The organism is Piscirickettsia litoralis (genome assembly GCF_001720395.1).
GTDB lineage: Bacteria > Pseudomonadota > Gammaproteobacteria > Piscirickettsiales > Piscirickettsiaceae > Piscirickettsia > Piscirickettsia litoralis.
On the sequence record NZ_MDTU01000001.1, the window covers coordinates 1745572 to 1763739 of the forward strand.

Genomic DNA, 18168 nt, shown 5'->3' on the forward strand with positions numbered 1-18168 from the left:
TGTTAGCCTGAGGCTTTTTCGCTACCGACTCGCCGCCGGTGAAAGTGAATTATACGCACTTTTTAACACCCGTCAACACCTAACTCATCTTTTTTTAAGTTTTTTTTCATATTCTTACAAATACGCATTTTAGCCGGAGTTTACTCTATATATAGCTAAAAATCTAAACAAGAAGAACCTAAAAGAGTAAGCCGCATTAAAAACTGTTAAAATCTTGCTCTAGTCACTTTTAACATCGAACCAGCACAATACTATCAACATTCAATAGGTAAAAAATATGCCAACAATTTTAATCACAGGGGCCACATCAGGCTTTGGTCGCACTACAGCAGAGCTGTTTGCCAATAAAGGATGGAACCTTATTGTAACGGGCCGTCGCAGCCAATACCTCAAAGAACTCAAGACAACTCTCTCACAAAAAGCAGCCGTACATACGATCACTCTTGACGTACGCAATACCGATGAGGTTTTCAAAGCGCTAGAAAACTTACCCACTCCGCTCAACAACATTGATGTTTTAATCAATAATGCCGGACTTGCTCTAGGTTTAGAAACTGCCGACCAGGCCAACCTCAATGATTGGCATCAAATGATCGACACTAATATCACCGGCCTAGTCAATGTTACTCGCGCCGTGCTACCTCAAATGAGAAAGGCGAATCAGGGTTACATCATCAATATCGGCTCTATCGCCGCCAACACCCCTTACACAGGCGGCAATGTTTACGGCGCAACTAAAGCTTTCGTCGATCAATTCACCAAGAACCTCCGTACCGATTTAATTGGCACAAAAATACGGGCAACAAACATCGCTCCCGGGCTTGCAGAAACAGAGTTCTCTATCGTTCGTTTTAAAGGCGACAAAGGTCGCGCAGACCAAGTGTATAAAGATTTAAAGCCACTGACCGCCCAAGATATTGCAAATACAATTGGCTGGCTCGTGGACACTCCAGAACATGTGAATGTCAATTATTTAGAAGTCATGCCCACCTGCCAAACCTGGGCTGGCGTTACCGCCAAACCAAACTAAAAAAGGCCCAATTCGGGCCTAGAAATAAAGACTTAAAAACACACTTAATTTTATCAAAAGAAATGCACTACAGTAACAGGATTATTTTCGTTACTTGGCTTTGCTTCTTCTTTTTTAAACCTCTCTTTTTTCCTACAGATGAATGATACCCTTGTAAATAGCTCTCTCTAATTTGATTCGCTTGCAGCCCACACCACTTTATGTTGCCGCTCTCCTGATAACTATAAAATTTTTCTTGATTATTTCTAGCATCTAAGGCCCCTGATTTAAATGCGAATTGATCATCACAATATATTGACACCCATTTACCCTTATAATTCTGCACAGAGGCGCAACCCACTAAAAAATGATACAGCTACCAATATTATAGTTATCATTACTTTTTGCTTCACATCAGCTCTTCAAATTTTTAATCAAAAACAAAATATAGCCGATACTATTCCCTGTTTATTAAATTAGTCTTAAACAACTCAAAATTCATCGACAAAAAAGCCCACAATCGTGGGCAAGAAACAGCTAATTGGACCGATTTAGTTAGAACAGTACTGATGCTAGGCCTTCAACTGATAGAAAATTTAAATAGATTGGTTAGGTGCTATATTCCCAAAAGAACAAATTTTGATGAAATTAACCAAGGTATTATATTGGACCTCCAGCGAGTATTTAGCTTTAAGGGAGGTCACTGCTTAAAAATGAAATACTGCAGTTGCTCAAACACTTTTAAGAATAATGATATTAGCCTTTGATCACACGATGCAAACACTGTAACTCTTCAGCCAATTGATTAAAGCTTTCACAGCTAATCGTTTGCTGAGCATCTGTTAATGCTTCATCGGGATTAGGGTGAGACTCTATTAGTAATCCATCGGCACCTGCGGCCACTGCCGCTTTTGCCATCGGCGCAACCAATGATCTCTTACCGGTACCATGGCTAGGATCAATAATCACAGGTAAGTGAGATAGCTCTTTAAGTACCGGCACAGCAGCAATATCCAAGGTATTACGAGTATAGGTTTCGAAACTACGGATACCGCGCTCACATAAAATCACCTCAAAATTACCACCGCTCATGATGTATTCAGCGGCGTGCAAAAACTCATGATAAGTTGCAGAGAGGCCCCGCTTTAATAACGCAGGCGTGCGTGTTTTACCGACTGCTTTTAGTAAGCTGAAGTTTTGCATATTGCGTGCGCCAATTTGCAAGATATCAGTATAGCGACTGACAAGCTCCAGCTCTTGCACATCCATCACTTCGGTGACGACAAGCAACCCATAAGCATCAGCCGCTTCGCGCAAGTAAATTAAACCTTCTTCACCTAAGCCTTGAAAATCATAGGGAGATGTTCTTGGTTTAAACGCGCCCCCACGTAATATTTTTGCACCACTTTGGCTAATTGCCTCTGCCGTTGCAAAAATTTGCTCACGTGACTCGACTGAACAAGAGCCACTGATTAGTGTCAACTCATCACCACCAATAGTGACATCTTTAATCTTAATTTGAGTGCCTTCAGGCTTAAAACTGCGACAAGCCAGCTTATATTTTCCGGTCAACTGTTTTACCTCAAATACACCAGGTAGCCGAACAAATTGCTCTGAATCTACCTGATCATCGACACCATGAATCACGATAAGGTCTTGTCCTTGCTCGATGACAGAAAATCCCATTTGCTCTAAACGCGTCATCAGGTGCTGTTGATCTTGTTGGGATATCCCCTCTTGGAGCTTCAAGTGCATAAATTACCTCGGATCGATCTCTTTCACTAGTGTTTCTATCTGTTCTGGATTAAGCTCTTGATCAATTAAATTGACAATATACGAACCAACCACAAAACCATCGGCTGACTCTAAGGCATCTGCCGCCGTTTTCTTACAACCTATGCCAAAACCAATCACCACCGGCTTTTGTGCTATCTCTTTTACCATGGCAACATGCTGTACTGTTGTCACCACATTTGTTTGCAAATTATTAACACCGGTTACCCCTTTACGACTTACATAATAAAGGAAAGGACTGTCTAATGCAGCAGATTCTTTCACACGCTCCATCGACATCGTATTAGTAATAAGAGGAATGATCTGTAAATCATACTGTTGGCATAATTTAATATGATCTGACATCTCCTCTAAGGGCAAATCGACGACTAATACTGCATCAACACCCGCTTGTTTACTGCGACGATAAAAGTTTTCCCCCTGCTTTAAGACCGGGTTGTAATAGCTAAATAAAACAAGAGGAATATTCGAATATTCACGTACCCGCTCAACGATATTGATCACATCATCAAAAGTCGTTTGGTTGGTTAAAGCTCGAGTCATTGCCTTTTGAATCACCGGGCCATCAGCAACTGGATCTGAAAATGGCAAACCAAGCTCAATAATATCAACTCCTGCACGCTCTAGGCTTAAAATGGACTCGACCGTTTGATCCACAGATATGTGGCCTGCGGTAATATAAGCAATAAAGGGCTGTTTCTTCTTAAAAATTGCTGAAATACTCATGATAAGTCCTCCTGATATTGCTCAACCTGGCCTAAATCTTTATCGCCTCGTCCAGATAAATTGATCACTACATTTTGTCCTTGCAGCTTATCTTTTTCACGAATGACATAAGCTAAAGCATGTGAAGACTCTAAGGCGGGAATAACCCCTTCAAGCCTTGCTAGAGTTTTCATCGCCGCTAACGCTTCACTATCACTCGCCGAAGAGTATTTTGCACGACCACTATCTTGCAAAAAAGCATGTTGAGGTGCAATGGACGGATAGTCTAAGCCTGCCGAAATCGAATGAGTTTCACTGATTTGGCCATCATCATTTTGTAATACATAGCTTTTTACCCCGTGCAGTACACCGATTTGCTTGTCAAAAAATCGTGCTGCATGCTTTCCTGGCGCTGCGCCACTACCACCGGCTTCAACACCGATTAAAGCAACTTCTTCATAAGGAACAAATTCGGCAAAAATACCTATTGCATTTGAACCGCCACCTACGCAAGCAACAATAGTATCAGGCCGTTTGCCGAAGGCTTTCAGCGCTTGCTCATGCGCTTCTTGACCGATAACCGCCTGAAAAGTTGCCACCATCTCAGGAAAAGGGGCCGGACCCAAGGCAGAACCTAAGCAATAATGGGTATGATCAAAACTTGCCGCCCAATCGCGAAGCGCAGCATTAACCGCATCCTTTAAGGTTTTTGTCCCCGTTTCTACGCTGATCACTTTCGCACCCAGGAGCTTCATTCGCTGTACATTCGGTGCTTGGCGCGCCATGTCCACCGCCCCCATATAAATAATGCACTCCAAGCCTAGACGTGCACAAGCAGTCGCTGTAGCAACACCGTGCTGACCTGCACCAGTTTCTGCAATAATGCGCTTTTTACCCAACTTTTTAGCAAATAAACATTGGCCCAAAGCATTATTAAGCTTATGCGCTCCTGTGTGTAATAAGTCTTCACGCTTTAGATAAACATTAATATCGCCCAGAGATTCACTCAAACGTCCAGCATAAGTCAGTGGCGTGGGCCGCCCAGCGTACTCACGCAAAGTCGCCAATAAATCGTTAGTAAATACGTCATCACTCATCACCTGATTAAATAAATCATTAATTTCATTGACCGGGTCAACAAGAATTTCTGGAATAAATTGACCACCAAACTCACCAAAATAGTGGTCCACCGCTTTAATTGTTTGCAACATAACACTCTCCTAGAGCTTGAGCTAAATAAGTAAACTGTTTGATTAATGTCTGCGACTTAATACCTCGAATAGACTCTACGCCGCTAGCAACATCAACGCCATAAGGCTGATATTCATGAATTTTAGCTTGGATATTGTCAATATTTAAGCCGCCAGCAATAAAATAACGAAAATCACTCAGCATGTTTTTTTTGTTTAATTTCGCCTCTTGGCCAGTGCCAGGTGTTGTCGAATCAAAGAGTAAATAATCTCGCTCTTTATCTAGTTTTTTAAAACTCTCTTGATCAATGTTATTAATATTGCCCAATTCATCAAATTCAACGATATAAATTCTTTTTAAATCACTAGGCAAGTTTTTATTGGCTAAGCGTGAATTTTCACCATGCAATTGCACTGTATTTAAGCTACAGGCTTTGGCGATGCTAATAATTTTTTCTGCATCATGATGGGTAAAAACACCAACGGGGATAGCTCCCTCACTGACGATAAATGCACTGAGGTGCGCCGCATCTTGCACTGTTAAATAGCGAGGTGACTTTTCTTCAAAATTTAAACCGATATAACGCGCACCTGCATCAATCGCAACTTTTGCATCTTTAATCGTCTTAATGCCACAAATCTTTACTTGAGTCATGATGCTAACCTTGCAACATTGTTTGAATCAATGATTTCGGATCATCACTTTTAACCAGCAACTCACCAATTAAAGCCGCGTTAAAGCCTGATTTTCTAACCTCTTTGACTTGATCAACTGAATGTATAGCAGATTCAGCAACAATTTTAATACCTTTATCGCTAGATACATGATCAATCATACGCAAGCAATGCTCAGGGTCGACTTCTAAAGTGTGCAAATTACGATTATTAATACCTAGCACTGTTGCTCCTGCGTCTTCGGCGATCTTAATTTCATCAATACTGTGGGTTTCGACAAAAGGCTGCAAGCCGACTTCAAGCGCTACTTTAATTAAGTGAGCAAGCTCGCCTTTCACCATCGAAGTGATCAACAATACCGCATCAGCACCAAAAGCTGCAGCTTGATAGATTTGCAGTTCATCGATGATAAAGTCTTTGCGCAATACTGAAATATTGGTATTTCTTAAGCGCTCGGAAACTTGCTTTAAATCAGTTAAAGAGCCATTAAAATACTTTTCTTCGGTCAATACAGAAATTGCTTGTACACCGCCTTGAGCATACTGGTAAGCCAAGGCAAGAGGATCAGCAATTTCGGCCAAATGACCTTTGGATGGAGAGCTGCGTTTAATTTCAGCAATAATATTAAAAGCATCAGGCAAAAATTCTTTTTTAACTGATTTTGTTAAACTAATAACGTCCAGTTTTTCAAAAATTTCTTTTTCATTAATATTAGCGATTTCTTCTTTTTTAATCGCGATCATTTTTTCAATAAAGTTCATATTAACTTTGCTCCTGAACTAAGCCTTTTAAAGTCGCTAATGCCTTGCCTTCTACGATAGACGCTCTTACCAAACTAATAGCTGCAAGTAGAGAGTCGGTAATGCCATAGAGCTCTACCGCAACCGCCGCATTTAATATTAAGGTATCGGCTAATGGACTTTGCTCACCTTCTAAAACATCTAAAATTTTACGAGCATTAAACATTTTATCACCACCGGCCAAGTCACTAATCTGGCATTTCTCAAACCCTAAAGCCTCAGGATCAATAATTTTTTGAGTAATTTTCCCATCAATTATTTCTAAGCACTCTGTGATTGCATGTGTTGTTAGCTCATCGATGCCATCACCGTGCACAAGCAATGCTTTTTTCACATTCATTTTAGCAAGTACATTTGCAAGTAAATTCATGCGTTCTTTGTTTGCCACACCAACAATAAGGTAGTCTGCTTGAGCGGGGTTGAGTAGCGGCCCCATCAGGTTAAAGCACGTCGGAATCCCTAAGGCTTTGCGTGTGCTTTTAATATGGGCAAAACTTGGATGAAACATCTGCGCAAAGAAAAAACCGATATTATATTTTGCAAGTGAAGACTGAATCTTAGTTTCATCAGTATATAAATTAACACCTAACTGCTCTAAAACATCTGCCGAGCCACAGCTTGATGTCGAAGCACGGTTACCATGTTTAACCACTTTTACCCTACAACTTGCCGCTAAAATCGCAGCTGCTGTAGAGATATTGACGGTATTCGCACCATCACCCCCTGTACCCACAATATCCAAAGCAGGTTGGCTGACAGTGATAGGCATTTGCTGCTCTTTTGCAACTTTCACAATTCCTAAAAATTCATCCACCGTCTCACCTTTTGCCGATAATAGACTTAAAAAAGCAGCAGATAGAGGAGCATTATCAGTAATAAATAACTCTTTCGCTGCATTATAGCTTTCATCTAGGCTTAAATTTTCCCTATTAACTAATTTTTTAACCACTTGCCCTAACATGCTAATGAAGCTCCGCCGCTGTATTTAGAAAATTAATGACAATTTTTTCACCGTCCGGTGTTAAAATAGATTCTGGATGAAACTGTACCCCATAAAGCGGTAAATCTTTATGTGAAATTGCCATCACCGTCTCATCAGCCACTTCGCCATGAATATTAAAGTTATCTTCAATAGATTCTTTTTCAACAACTAAAGAGTGGTAACGCGCCGCTGGAAAAGGTAATTTTAAACCAGAAAATAACATACTGCGATCATGGTAAATATAATCATCTTTGCCGTGAATGACTTCACCAGAGTTAACGATATTACCCCCAAACGCCTCAGCAATAATTTGATGCCCTAAACATACCCCTAAAATTGGAATAAACTTTGAGCACTCTCTAACAATCTCTAAACAGTTTCCAGCCTCATCTGGACGACCAGGCCCCGGAGAAATAACGATTGCTTGCGGCGCTAAGGCTTTAACATCACTTGCAGTGACTTCATCATTCTTAACCACCTTAACATCTTGACCTAACTCAATTAACTGCTGATAAAGATTAAAAGTAAAGCTATCATAATTATCAATTAGTAAAATCATTGTTTTTTCTCCGCAAGTAAAATGGCTTCTAATAACATTCTGGCTTTATTGCGTCTTTCGTTCACTTCTTCTTGAATATCTGAATCATGGACAATACCACCACCGGCGCGAATCGTTCCTACACCGTTTTTAATCGATAACATGCGAATCGCAATCGCACTGGTTAAATCCTGCTTAGAGTCAGTCATACAAAAACAACCGCCATAATAACCACGTGGACTGTTTTCTAATTGGTTAATCAACTGCATAGCTCGAATTTTCGGCGCCCCCGATAACGTCCCTGCCGGCAATGTCGCCGAAATAGCATCGAAAGAATCACAATCTTCTTTTAACTCACCAACGACCGTTGATGACAAGTGCATGACATGAGAAAGCTTGAGCACTTCTTTTAAAGCGGTCACTTTTACTGTGCTCGCCTTTGCTACTTTTCCTAAATCATTACGGCTTAAATCAACCAACATCATATGCTCAGCGCCATCTTTTTCTGAGTTTTGCAACTGCCCGGCTAAAGCATTTAAATCATCTCCAGGTTGAATCCGCACCGTTCCCGCAAGTGGCCGTGTTTCTATACTCTGCTCTGTGACATTGACCAATGCCTCTGGGGAAGCGACCATAACATCCTGGCCTGCAACCTGGCTAAAACATAAATAAGGCGCAAAACTTAACTTTCTTAAGTGTTGATAAATCGTCAACGCAGCTGATTTGATACTAATCTTAAATTCAGCCGAAGGCACCATTTGGAAAATATCACCCGATAAAATATAGGGTTTAGCACGTTCTACCATGTCTGCATAGTGCTCATCATCAGTAGCAATATCCAAGTGTTGATAAACATCTAGACCACTTGGCTGTACCTCCAGTACTTGTTCACTGGCAGTTTGGGCAGTTAATGTTTCTATACGATCTAAAGCTTGATAATAACCATCTGCATCATCATTAAGATCAACAATAGTCGCAATAGTTAATTTACGATTTTTATAATCATAATGCATTTGATCTTGATAAAAACGAAAAAGATAATCCGGATTATCACTTTGCTGTAATTCGCTAATTCCAGGCAAGTGCTTAACCGATTCATAGCTGATAAAGCCAAATGAGCCACCAATCACACCAGGTAATGCTTGGCTAGAAACAGCTTGATAATTTCTCTGAGCATTGCGTAATACAGCAAAAGGAGTGACATCTGACTCAAGATGATGCTTATTTTGGATGGTATATTCACATTGATTATTCTTGATAGCGATCTCAGCAACAGGCCGACTTGCAATCGTTGTCGTAGTGAAGTACTTATTTTCAGGATCCGCAGTCTCTAATAAAACGGCTCGGCTATCAATCGCTTGAACATTTTTAAATGACTCAACAGCACCAAAATGATCAAAGCTTATTTCTTTAAAGACAATAATACGTGTTTGCGTTTTAGCAAGAGCAAGAAACTCTGAATGAGACAAGGACGATAACATGCTTTACTCCTGGTACTAAGGCCATAGCACCAGGAGAGCAAGTTTATTGAACTAAGGCTTCTTTAAGCACTGCTCTCAAGTCGCTATCGACTCGTTTTAATTCATTGGACCCACGAGTAATCTTGGTAATGCTGATGGCAAGGTCAGCTGCAATTTGTCTCTGGGTCTTCTCCCCACTCAACAACTCACCAACTAACAATGCACGCATCGATACATCATCAGCTTCTGCAGCGGTTAAAAAGATCTTAAGCACTTGGCTTAGTTGATCTTTTTCTAGGCCGGCGCACAAATCAACAAAGCGCCACCAACCTTCTTCTGTTGCTTGATTCATCAAATTACCTCTCTAGGTCTTGTGTATTTATATAACGGTACAAAAGCACTGTCAAGCTTTATTTTGCTCATTATATCTCAGCCCTGGCCTGTAAAGAAACTCACCTCGATACCTATATACGCTAGTTTTAACTAAATTGTGCTAAAATGGCCCAACTCGGTTACAGCAAATACCACTATGAAACAAAATACTCTTTTCGCCTTAACATTGCTCATACTCGCCCAGCTAATGACAGGCATTAATATTACGACCTCTAAATATCTCGTTAGCCATCTGCCAGTGCTCTTACTCATGCAAGCCCGCTTTAGCATTGGCGCTCTTATTTTATTGATTTGTCTCTGCTTTCCCAAAAAGTCAACGAATAATATCAACTATTCACCATTGACCAGCCTTAGCTATAAAGATTGGCTCATCATCTTTGCTCAGGCCTGCTGTGCCGGCATACTGTTCAATATTCTAATGCTGTGGGGCGTGCAATATACCTCGGCGAGCATGGCCGGCATCATTACCAGCGCCTTACCCGCGACCATCACGGTATTTTCAATTATTTTGCTTAAAGAAATACTCAATAAGTTCAAATTACTTTGTATCGGCTTTGCAACCGCAGGTTTACTCGTCATTAATATGCAAAGCTTGCACTTTAGTACTCACTCGAACCTCGCCTTATGGGGAGACTTTTTAATCATTCTCTCACTGATTCCAGAGGCTTTGTATTATATTTTAACCAAACTCAGCCAGAGCAATGTCTCTCCCATCACCCTGGCTTTTTTAATGAATGCAATCAATGCCGTATTAATGTTACCGTTAATGCTGCTATTGCATGACCCTATTCATCTAACAGTGACAGATTGGTCTATCTTAATACTTTCTGGTGTCTCTTCGGCATTTTTCTATTTATTCTGGTTCCAAGGCGCTCCAACTATTGATGGTACAACATCAGGCTTAATGACAGCATTGATGCCAATTTTCACCTTAATTCTATCCTGGGCTTTTTTAGCAGAAAAAATTAGCTTATTACAAGCAACCGGTATGCTCTTAATATTACTTTCAATCTTTTTCAGCACCCGCTCAAAAAAAAGATCCAAGCAAAAAGTTCAAGCCTGATTCATCTTAATTTTTCCTTGTAAATACAACACAGCTTGACCGGTTAAATTCACTCGATCACCCATCACTTCACACTGAATTAGCCCCCCCACGTTTGGAGGCTTGATAAGCGATGAGCTGGTTTTTATCAAGTTGGTTCGCCCAAAAGGGTGCTAATACACAATGTGCACTACCAGTGACAGGGTCCTCATTGACGCCACACTTAGGCACAAAATAACGAGAACTAAAATCATATCGACCGCTCGCAGCCGTTACACTAATCCCTCTTAAATCTAATTTCATCAATTGACTAAAATCAGGCTGGATCTCTTTAATAGTTTTTTCATCATTAAAAACAGCCACATAATCTTGCTTTGATTGATAAAGTTTATTTGGAGTAGCTCCTAATGCAGCACTCACTTCAGGGAGTCGTTCTATCTGCCAAGAAGGAATCACTGGAAAATTGAGTTGTATAAGGTTATTTTCCTGTCGCTTGACAATGAGAGGTCCACTTAAAGAGTCAAATATAATTTCATTTAATTCTGGTTTGATATGATTAAAAATCACATAGGCGCTAGCAAGAGTTGCATGGCCACAGAGCTTAACTTCATTCGTCGGAGTAAACCAACGTATTGAAAAGCCAGCAGAGTTTTCCACAAAAAACGCGGTTTCTGATAAATTATTTTCCGCAGCAATGTGTTGCATCAACTCATCACCTAGCCAAGCATCCAAAGGACATACCGCCGCAGGATTACCACCAAAAAGCTGGCCACTAAAGGCATCTACTTGGTAAATGTCAATTTCTTTCATTACTCACTCTCCTCTTGCCCTACTTTAAATAGCTTGCTAAAATATAGCATACTATATTATTAAATCAAGAATACTCAATATGCCTGACAATTTAGAGCACAGCACATCAACTTTACTTAAAAAAGCAGCCTTACTTCTCACTAAGCAAGCCAGTCAGGAGCTAAGAAAAATAGACCTTGCACATGCCTACACTCCTTTTTTAATGCAACTATGGCAAACTGATGGACAAACTCAAACCGAATTGCGCAAAAAAATAGGAATCGAGCAACCGACTGCGGTTAGAACACTAGACCGCATGCAAAGAGATGGGTTAATCCTGCGCAAGGCCAGCTCAAGTGATCGACGAGTTAGCTATATATACCTGACTCAATATGCTAAAAATTTGGAGGCAGACGTCATGGCTTGTGCTCAGACCATTAATACACTCGCTCTAAAAGATTTCTCAAGTCAAGACAAAAAAACAATCAATAAACTATTAATTACCATTATAAAAAACTTAGAATAATTTAAAAAATATAATTATTTTAAAAATAAAAAAAGACTAATTAATATTTATAATAATAAAGATACCCTACAGAACTTCTTGCCATTCAAGTTTACACTATTTAATTATCCTATCTGTTCTATACCTATAACTCAAAACCAGTAAAACCAAATAAATTTATAAAATAGGCTATTTAAACAATGAGTTAAAATCAATGCCCCACCTCTTCAGCCCTTCATAAATTACCTTAACTAACCACCTCATTCATCATTTAACTCTATTGATAGACTGTATCTATCAATTTTATAAAAAATAACGATTTTACATATTAATCAAATTGCCCGATACTGAGCTTGTCAACGAAATACTAACCTATAGAGGATTAAACACGATGATTAGCGTCGGTCAAAAACTACCTGAGTTTACTGTTAAAGCAACAATTTCTAACAACCTTACTGACAATGCTTTTACTGAAATTACCGATAAATCTTATGAAGGTAAATGGAAAGTCTTATTTTTCTGGCCTAAAGATTTTACCTTTGTCTGTCCAACAGAAATTGCTGCCTTCAACGCACTTTATAGCGACTTTGATGATCGCGATGCTGTTTTACTCGGCGGTAGCACCGATAGTGAATTTGTTCACTTAGCTTGGCGCCAACACAAAGAAGAATTGCATGATCTGCGCTTTCCAATGATCGCTGATGTAAAGCGTGAACTCTCTGAAAAATTGGGCATTTTAGATGCTGAAGAAGGTGTTGCACAACGCGCAACATTTATCGTCGATCCTGAAAACATCGTTCGTTTTGTTATGGTGACTGATTTAAGTGTCGGCCGTAACCCACAAGAAGTCATCCGTGTACTAGATGCTCTGCAAACAGATGAACTTTGCCCATGTAATTGGCAAGCCGGAGAAGAGACGATCACGGTTTAATTTTATTTTGCTGGGGCAACCCAGCATATTTTTACTAACTTTCAAATTAACAATTTAAATAATAAATTTAATAATTTAGATTTAATTTAAAAGTTAAAACTTAAGGAATACATCATGAATATAGATAATTTAAAAAAACTAATGCCATATTATGCCAAAGATATCAAACTCAACCTTTCTTCTGTGTTGTCAGAACAAGGTGCCCCAGGACTCACTATTAATCAAATTGCAGCGATTAGCCTAGCTTCTGCATTTGCAACTAAAAGCAATGTCATTATCAACGAAATTCTAAGCTCTGCACGTGAGCATATTTCAGACAATGAGCTTGAGGCAAGTAAATTAGCTGCAACTTTAATGGCGATGAATAATATTTATTACCGCTATGTGCACTTAGCGTCTAATAAAGAAGTCACTCGCCTTCCGGCCAAGCTACGCATGCAAGGCATCATGAATCCAGGAGTTGATAGTATCGACTTTGAACTTTATTCTCTTGCAGTATCTGCAATTAATGGTTGCGGTATGTGCATGGACTCTCACACTAAGCAATTACTCAAGCATAATGTAAAGCCAGAAGCAATTCAATCTAGCATTCGCATTGCCAGCGTTATTCATGCAGCAAGCCAAGCTATTCATATCGAGCAAAGTCTATAGTTATAAAAGAAGAGCTTGCCTCTTCTTTTATATTAATATAATCCTATAAAAAGCAGATTATTTCTCTATAGTCAATACCAGAAATTGATTGATATAGTTATAGCACTACATAATAATAACAGGGAAAGTTGCTATGCTTATTCACAGTATTAAAAATAAAATTTTATTAATTTTAAATAATTTATTTTACAATAATGCAAGTCAAATTTATTTACTTACTAAAAACTACCATTTACTCAACAGGGAAAATAAAGAAGAGACTTTTAATCGTATTAATAACATCAATAATAAAAGATAAGCAAAGCTAGATTCAAGCGGATTTTATTCGATCTATCCTCTATAGGTGTCTGTGTAGCCGCTCTGTTATACTAAAAATTGTCGCTTAACTATTTTAACTATCGCGCTTTCTCTTTAACAAAACAACATTCTCACCCAGGGTAGCTTCTTCTTGCTTAAAGCTATTTTCCCTGCAGAGCGCATTAAGTTCTCGAGCGTTGACTAAAAGCTGTTGCATAGAACTCCATAACTCAGAAAATGATTCATGCATCATCTGTGAAAAACGCACACACCGGCCTAATTCATTACTATTTTTACGCTGACGCTCTAGATTGAGCTTAAAGTCCAAGCCACGCAGGCGACGCTGAGTCTCCGTTGACGAAGACCGGCTAATCAATTCTTCTGTCCACTGCTGACGCAAAGACTCTAATTTTTCAGGATTATCTTTTGCTAACTGGCTCAACTCTTCGAAAGAATAACCATGAATATCAACATTTTTTTTGAGAAGTAAAACTATCCATAATCCAGCTCAGTGAAGTTTAATTTAAGAATCAAATAGTTAAGATTGAAAAATAATCTCAAGAAGTGATACTGTATCAGGATTAGACATCAAAGACAAGAAATGGTGGCCGGAGGCGGAATCGAACCGCCGACACGAGGATTTTCAATCCTCTGCTCTACCAACTGAGCTATCCGGCCAGCATGTAAGGAAAATGGCGCGCCCGGAAGGATTCGAACCTCCGACCGCCTGGTTCGTAGCCAGGTACTCTATCCAGCTGAGCTACGGGCGCGTAAAAAGAACAAAAGTGGCGTCCCCTAGGGGGTTCGAACCCCTGTTACCGCCGTGAAAGGGCGGTGTCCTAGGCCACTAGACGAAGGGGACATAAACCTTCTATTGCAAGAATCTCACTTGCTTTAATTTAGACCCAAGATCCAAATTAATTGGGGTGGATGATGGGACTTGAACCCACGACCACCGGTACCACAAACCGGGGCTCTACCAGCTGAGCTACACCCACCGTCGTAAAACTGGTCGGGACAGGAAGATTCGAACTTCCGACCCCCTGTACCCAAAACAGGTGCGCTACCAGGCTGCGCCATGCCCCGACTCGACGGAGAGAGATATTACCTAAGCATTAAATAAATTGCAAGTTTTTTTATCAACTTTTCTTCGCACTCCTAGATATGGGGGTGTGGATAAAGTTATCCACTATATTCAGTGGTTATCCACAAGCTTCAGCCACTATATTCATGGATGAATCCCAGGTATAATCAAGAGTTCTGTTTAACGAGGCGGGTTTAACCTAAATATGAGTCAGCTAGCTACAACATCGCAACATGACGTACGTACCTTTCAAGGTCTGATATTAACATTACAAGAATACTGGGCAGCACAAGGCTGCGCGATTGTTCAGCCTTATGATATGGAAATGGGTGCAGGGACATTTCACCCCGCGACTTTTTTACGCGCCGCAGGCCCTGAGCCGTGGAGTGCAGCTTATGTGCAACCCTGCCGCCGCCCAACCGATGGTCGCTATGGTGAAAACCCAAACCGTGGTCAACATTATTACCAATTTCAGGTGGTCATCAAGCCTTCTCCACTTAATATTCAAGAACTCTATTTAGGTTCACTTAAAGCACTCGGTATCGATACTTTAGAATACGATGTACGCTTTGTTGAAGATAACTGGGAATCTCCCACCCTTGGCGCTTGGGGGTTAGGCTGGGAAGTCTGGTTAAACGGTATGGAAGTGACTCAATTTACTTACTTCCAGCAAGTCGGTGGTATGGACTGCTCTCCTGTTACCGGTGAAATTACTTACGGCCTAGAACGTATTGCGATGTATGTTCAAGGCGTCGACTCTATGTATGATCTGGTTTGGACCGATGGTCCCTTAGGGCGCATTACTTACGGTGATGTGTTCTTACAAAATGAAGTTGAAATGTCGACCTATAATTTCGAGCACGCACCCGTAGCACAATTATTAGAGCAATTTAATCATTGTGAAACCGAAAGTCAGCGTCTTATTGATGAGAAGCTCCCCTTACCGGCCTATGAAATGATGGTGAAAGCCTCACATATTTTTAATTTACTCGATGCTCGCCATGCGATTTCGGTGACCGAACGCCAGCGTTACATATTGCGCGTACGTGCACTGTCGCGCGCTATTATCGAAAGCTATTACAACGCACGCGAAGCACTTGGCTTCCCCATGCTCCAACAAACACAAGATAAAGATCAGGAGTCAATGTAATGAGTGCAATGACCGAATCATTTCTATTTGAAATAGGCACCGAAGAATTACCCCCTAAAAGCCTCGAGAAATTAGCTCTTAGCCTAAAAGAAAGTTTTGAGACCTCTTTAAAAGCAGCAAAATTAAATCATGGCAATATAGAAGTATTCGCCGCGCCTAGACGCATCGGCTTATTAATTAAAAAACTCGACAGCACACAACCGGATCAAATCATTGAGCGTCGCGGCCCCGCAGTACAAGCTGCTTTCGATAAAGACGGTAAACCAACGCCTGCAGCCTTAGGCTTTGCCCGCTCTTGCAAAACCGATATCAACAATATTGAACGATTAGAAACAGACAAAGGCCAGTGGCTCTTTTTTAAACTTTTAGAGAAGGGTGTTAACGCCACAGAATTACTGCCTAAAATCGCCGAGCAAGCAGTGAAAAAGCTGCCCATTGCAAAAGCCATGCGCTGGGGTAGCCATAAAACTCAATTTGTTCGCCCCGTCCACTGGATTACTATGCTCTATGGTGCTGATGTTGTAGATGCTAGTATTTTAGATTTAAATGCCGGCCGCATCACTCAAGGCCATCGTTTTCACAGTGCTGGTGCACTCTCCCTAACGCATGCTGATGATTATGCCAATGTGCTCAAGGAACAAGGCCATGTGATCGCGAGCTTTAACGAACGCCGTAGTCTGATTAAAAACCAGCTAGAAAGCATTGGCGCAACAGTCAATGGTCACGTCGATATCAATACAGATTTGCTCGATGAAGTTACCGCCCTGGTCGAATGGCCCGTCGCTTTAATGGCTAATTTTGATGAAGAGTTTTTGGCCGTCCCACAAGAAGCCCTAATCTCTTCTATGCAAGAGCATCAAAAATGCTTTGCTGTATTAGACCAACAGGGCAAGATGATGCCTCATTTTGTCACAATTAGTAATATCGATAGCAAAAATCCAGCAACCGTTATATCAGGCAATGAAAAAGTTATGCGCGCGCGCCTTGCCGATGCGGCTTTCTTTTATCAAACCGATAAGAAGCACTCGCTCGAGTCTCACTTAACGCGCTTAAAAACTGTGACTTTCCAAGCAAAATTAGGCACGCTCTATGACCGTGCCGAGCGCCTTGCCTCAATCAGTGGTTTTATTGCCAAGCAACTCTCAGCAGATCGCAAACTCGCCGAACGTGCAGGCTTACTGGCAAAAACTGACTTGATGAGCGAAATGGTGATGGAGTTCCCTGAATTACAGGGGATTATGGGAAATTATTACGCTCAAAACGATGGTGAAGCGAATGAAGTGGCCATCGCCTTAGAAGAGCAATACTTACCGCGCTTTGCTGGCGATCGTTTACCTCAGTCAACGATAGGCGCTGCCGTTGCCCTTGCCGATAAATTAGATACTTTAGTCGGTATCTTTGGTATCGGCCAAAAACCAACCGGGGATAAAGATCCCTTTGCACTACGCCGTGCTTCTTTAGGCTTATTGCGCATCCTCGTCGAGAACAAACTAGCACTTAATCTAGCTGATCTTATTCAGCATGTGATTGCACTCTATGGCAATAAACTCAGCAATGAAAATACAGAGCACGATGTACTCCAGTTTATCAATGAACGTTTGCGCGCTTATTACTCTGAACAAGATATTACTCCAGACACACTAGAAGCCGTCACCAGCTTGGGTTTAACCACACCGCTGGATATCGACCAGCGTATCAAGGCAGTGCATGATTTTCGTAAACTCGAAGCCGCCGCAGCCCTTGCCGCTGCAAATAAACGCGTAAAAAATATCTTAGAGAAGCAAAAAATTGCGATTCAGCAGATTAGTATCAACCCTGAATTATTTGCTGAAAGTGCAGAAAAAGAACTCTATCAAGCCATCTGTTCTAAACAACAAGAGATTCAGCCCCTGCTTGGCGAATGCGCCTATGGTCAGCTTTTAGAGTCACTAGCAAGCTTACGCCACAGTGTCGATAACTTCTTTGACCATGTTATGGTGATGGCCGAAGATGAAAGCTTAAAAGCCAATCGCTTAGCTTTACTAGCAGAGCTGCGCCAGTTATTCCTAAAAGTAGCTGATATTTCTTACTTGCAAAGCTAGTTGCCATAAAGAAAATCTATAGACCCCTCTGCGATACAAATTACAATGATAGTGGGGTCTGTCAAGCTTGCTATTCGGCCTAATTATCGAAG

18 protein-coding genes and 5 tRNA genes are annotated in these 18168 nt (G+C 40.8%); 7 read left to right on the top strand and 16 right to left on the bottom strand.

Annotation, left to right across the window (positions count from 1 at the left end; genetic code table 11):
* The first annotated feature begins 277 nt into the window (after positions 1-277).
* On the top strand, positions 278-1030 hold the full coding sequence (locus tag BGC07_RS08670) for an SDR family NAD(P)-dependent oxidoreductase (RefSeq protein WP_069312779.1): 753 nt from the start codon (positions 278-280) through the stop codon (positions 1028-1030).
* Positions 1031-1765: 735 nt separating this feature from the next.
* Here the strand turns inward: BGC07_RS08670 and aroF are convergent.
* From aroF to trpR, 9 genes are read right to left on the bottom strand one after another with little or no spacing between them, the layout of a single operon-like run.
* The gene (gene aroF, locus BGC07_RS08680) at positions 1766-2764 is read right to left on the bottom strand and encodes a 3-deoxy-7-phosphoheptulonate synthase (RefSeq protein ID WP_069312781.1); all 999 of its coding nucleotides are present in this window, start codon (positions 2762-2764) and stop codon (positions 1766-1768) included.
* 3 nt (positions 2765-2767) lie between these two features.
* Positions 2768-3529 carry a tryptophan synthase subunit alpha gene (trpA, locus tag BGC07_RS08685; RefSeq protein WP_069312782.1) on the bottom strand — a complete coding sequence of 254 codons (762 nt, stop codon included), beginning with the start codon at positions 3527-3529 and terminating at the stop codon, positions 2768-2770.
* On the bottom strand, positions 3526-4719 hold the full coding sequence (gene trpB / locus BGC07_RS08690; protein WP_069312783.1) for a tryptophan synthase subunit beta: 1194 nt from the start codon (positions 4717-4719) through the stop codon (positions 3526-3528). The genes trpA and trpB overlap by 4 nt, the downstream gene beginning before the upstream one ends.
* Positions 4703-5353: a phosphoribosylanthranilate isomerase gene (locus BGC07_RS08695; protein WP_069312784.1), complete on the bottom strand. Its 651-nt coding sequence runs from the start codon at positions 5351-5353 to the stop codon at positions 4703-4705. Before BGC07_RS08695 ends, trpB begins: the two co-directional genes overlap by 17 nt.
* Positions 5354-5357: 4 nt before the next feature.
* Positions 5358-6134 (bottom strand): indole-3-glycerol phosphate synthase TrpC, encoded by a 777-nt coding sequence (locus tag BGC07_RS08700; protein WP_069312785.1) that lies wholly within the window; start codon positions 6132-6134, stop codon positions 5358-5360.
* Position 6135: 1 nt separating this feature from the next.
* Positions 6136-7134: an anthranilate phosphoribosyltransferase gene (gene trpD, locus BGC07_RS08705; protein WP_069312786.1), complete on the bottom strand. Its 999-nt coding sequence runs from the start codon at positions 7132-7134 to the stop codon at positions 6136-6138.
* Position 7135: 1 nt separating this feature from the next.
* Positions 7136-7714: an anthranilate synthase component II gene (locus BGC07_RS08710; RefSeq protein ID WP_069312787.1), complete on the bottom strand. Its 579-nt coding sequence runs from the start codon at positions 7712-7714 to the stop codon at positions 7136-7138.
* Positions 7711-9174 (bottom strand): anthranilate synthase component I family protein, encoded by a 1464-nt coding sequence (locus tag BGC07_RS08715; RefSeq protein WP_069312788.1) that lies wholly within the window; start codon positions 9172-9174, stop codon positions 7711-7713. The genes BGC07_RS08710 and BGC07_RS08715 overlap by 4 nt, the downstream gene beginning before the upstream one ends.
* Positions 9175-9217: 43 nt before the next feature.
* The gene (gene trpR / locus BGC07_RS08720; protein WP_069312789.1) at positions 9218-9505 is read right to left on the bottom strand and encodes a trp operon repressor; all 288 of its coding nucleotides are present in this window, start codon (positions 9503-9505) and stop codon (positions 9218-9220) included.
* 177 nt (positions 9506-9682) lie between these two features.
* Here trpR and BGC07_RS08725 point away from each other — a divergent pair, with 177 nt between their 5' ends.
* Positions 9683-10609: a DMT family transporter gene (locus tag BGC07_RS08725; protein ID WP_069312790.1), complete on the top strand. Its 927-nt coding sequence runs from the start codon at positions 9683-9685 to the stop codon at positions 10607-10609.
* A 69-nt stretch (positions 10610-10678) separates the two neighbouring features.
* On the opposite strand, the gene BGC07_RS08730 is transcribed toward BGC07_RS08725, so the two are convergent.
* A complete protein-coding gene (locus BGC07_RS08730; protein WP_201258132.1) occupies positions 10679-11398 on the bottom strand; it encodes a PhzF family phenazine biosynthesis protein in 720 nt (239 codons plus the stop codon).
* A gap of 79 nt (positions 11399-11477) precedes the next feature.
* Between BGC07_RS08730 and BGC07_RS08735 the strand changes: the two genes are divergently transcribed.
* The 3 genes from BGC07_RS08735 to BGC07_RS08745 all read left to right on the top strand — a co-directional run bounded on the left by BGC07_RS08735 (position 11478) and on the right by BGC07_RS08745 (position 13464).
* On the top strand, positions 11478-11903 hold the full coding sequence (locus tag BGC07_RS08735) for a MarR family winged helix-turn-helix transcriptional regulator (protein ID WP_069312791.1): 426 nt from the start codon (positions 11478-11480) through the stop codon (positions 11901-11903).
* Between the two features lie 370 nt (positions 11904-12273).
* Positions 12274-12813: a peroxiredoxin gene (locus tag BGC07_RS08740; RefSeq protein WP_069312792.1), complete on the top strand. Its 540-nt coding sequence runs from the start codon at positions 12274-12276 to the stop codon at positions 12811-12813.
* A 114-nt stretch (positions 12814-12927) separates the two neighbouring features.
* Entirely contained in the window at positions 12928-13464 is a 537-nt protein-coding gene (locus BGC07_RS08745) for a carboxymuconolactone decarboxylase family protein (RefSeq protein ID WP_069312793.1), read from the top strand.
* 391 nt (positions 13465-13855) lie between these two features.
* On the opposite strand, the gene BGC07_RS08750 is transcribed toward BGC07_RS08745, so the two are convergent.
* The 6 genes from BGC07_RS08750 to BGC07_RS08775 all read right to left on the bottom strand — a co-directional run bounded on the left by BGC07_RS08750 (position 13856) and on the right by BGC07_RS08775 (position 14847).
* Entirely contained in the window at positions 13856-14203 is a 348-nt protein-coding gene (locus tag BGC07_RS08750; protein ID WP_235603049.1) for a DUF3135 domain-containing protein, read from the bottom strand.
* A 160-nt stretch (positions 14204-14363) separates the two neighbouring features.
* A tRNA-Phe gene (locus tag BGC07_RS08755) sits at positions 14364-14439 on the bottom strand.
* 15 nt (positions 14440-14454) lie between these two features.
* Positions 14455-14531, bottom strand: a tRNA-Arg gene (locus BGC07_RS08760).
* Positions 14532-14547: 16 nt separating this feature from the next.
* Positions 14548-14623, bottom strand: a tRNA-Glu gene (locus BGC07_RS08765).
* 60 nt (positions 14624-14683) lie between these two features.
* A tRNA-His gene (locus BGC07_RS08770) sits at positions 14684-14759 on the bottom strand.
* A gap of 11 nt (positions 14760-14770) precedes the next feature.
* Positions 14771-14847 (bottom strand) — tRNA-Pro (locus tag BGC07_RS08775).
* A 203-nt stretch (positions 14848-15050) separates the two neighbouring features.
* On the opposite strand from BGC07_RS08775, the gene glyQ reads away from it, so the two are divergent.
* Together glyQ and glyS are read left to right on the top strand one after the other, a co-directional pair.
* The gene (glyQ, locus tag BGC07_RS08780) at positions 15051-15995 is read left to right on the top strand and encodes a glycine--tRNA ligase subunit alpha (RefSeq protein WP_069312794.1); all 945 of its coding nucleotides are present in this window, start codon (positions 15051-15053) and stop codon (positions 15993-15995) included.
* On the top strand, positions 15995-18076 hold the full coding sequence (gene glyS / locus BGC07_RS08785; protein ID WP_077216826.1) for a glycine--tRNA ligase subunit beta: 2082 nt from the start codon (positions 15995-15997) through the stop codon (positions 18074-18076). The genes glyQ and glyS overlap by 1 nt, the downstream gene beginning before the upstream one ends.
* Positions 18077-18168: the final 92 nt, after the last annotated feature.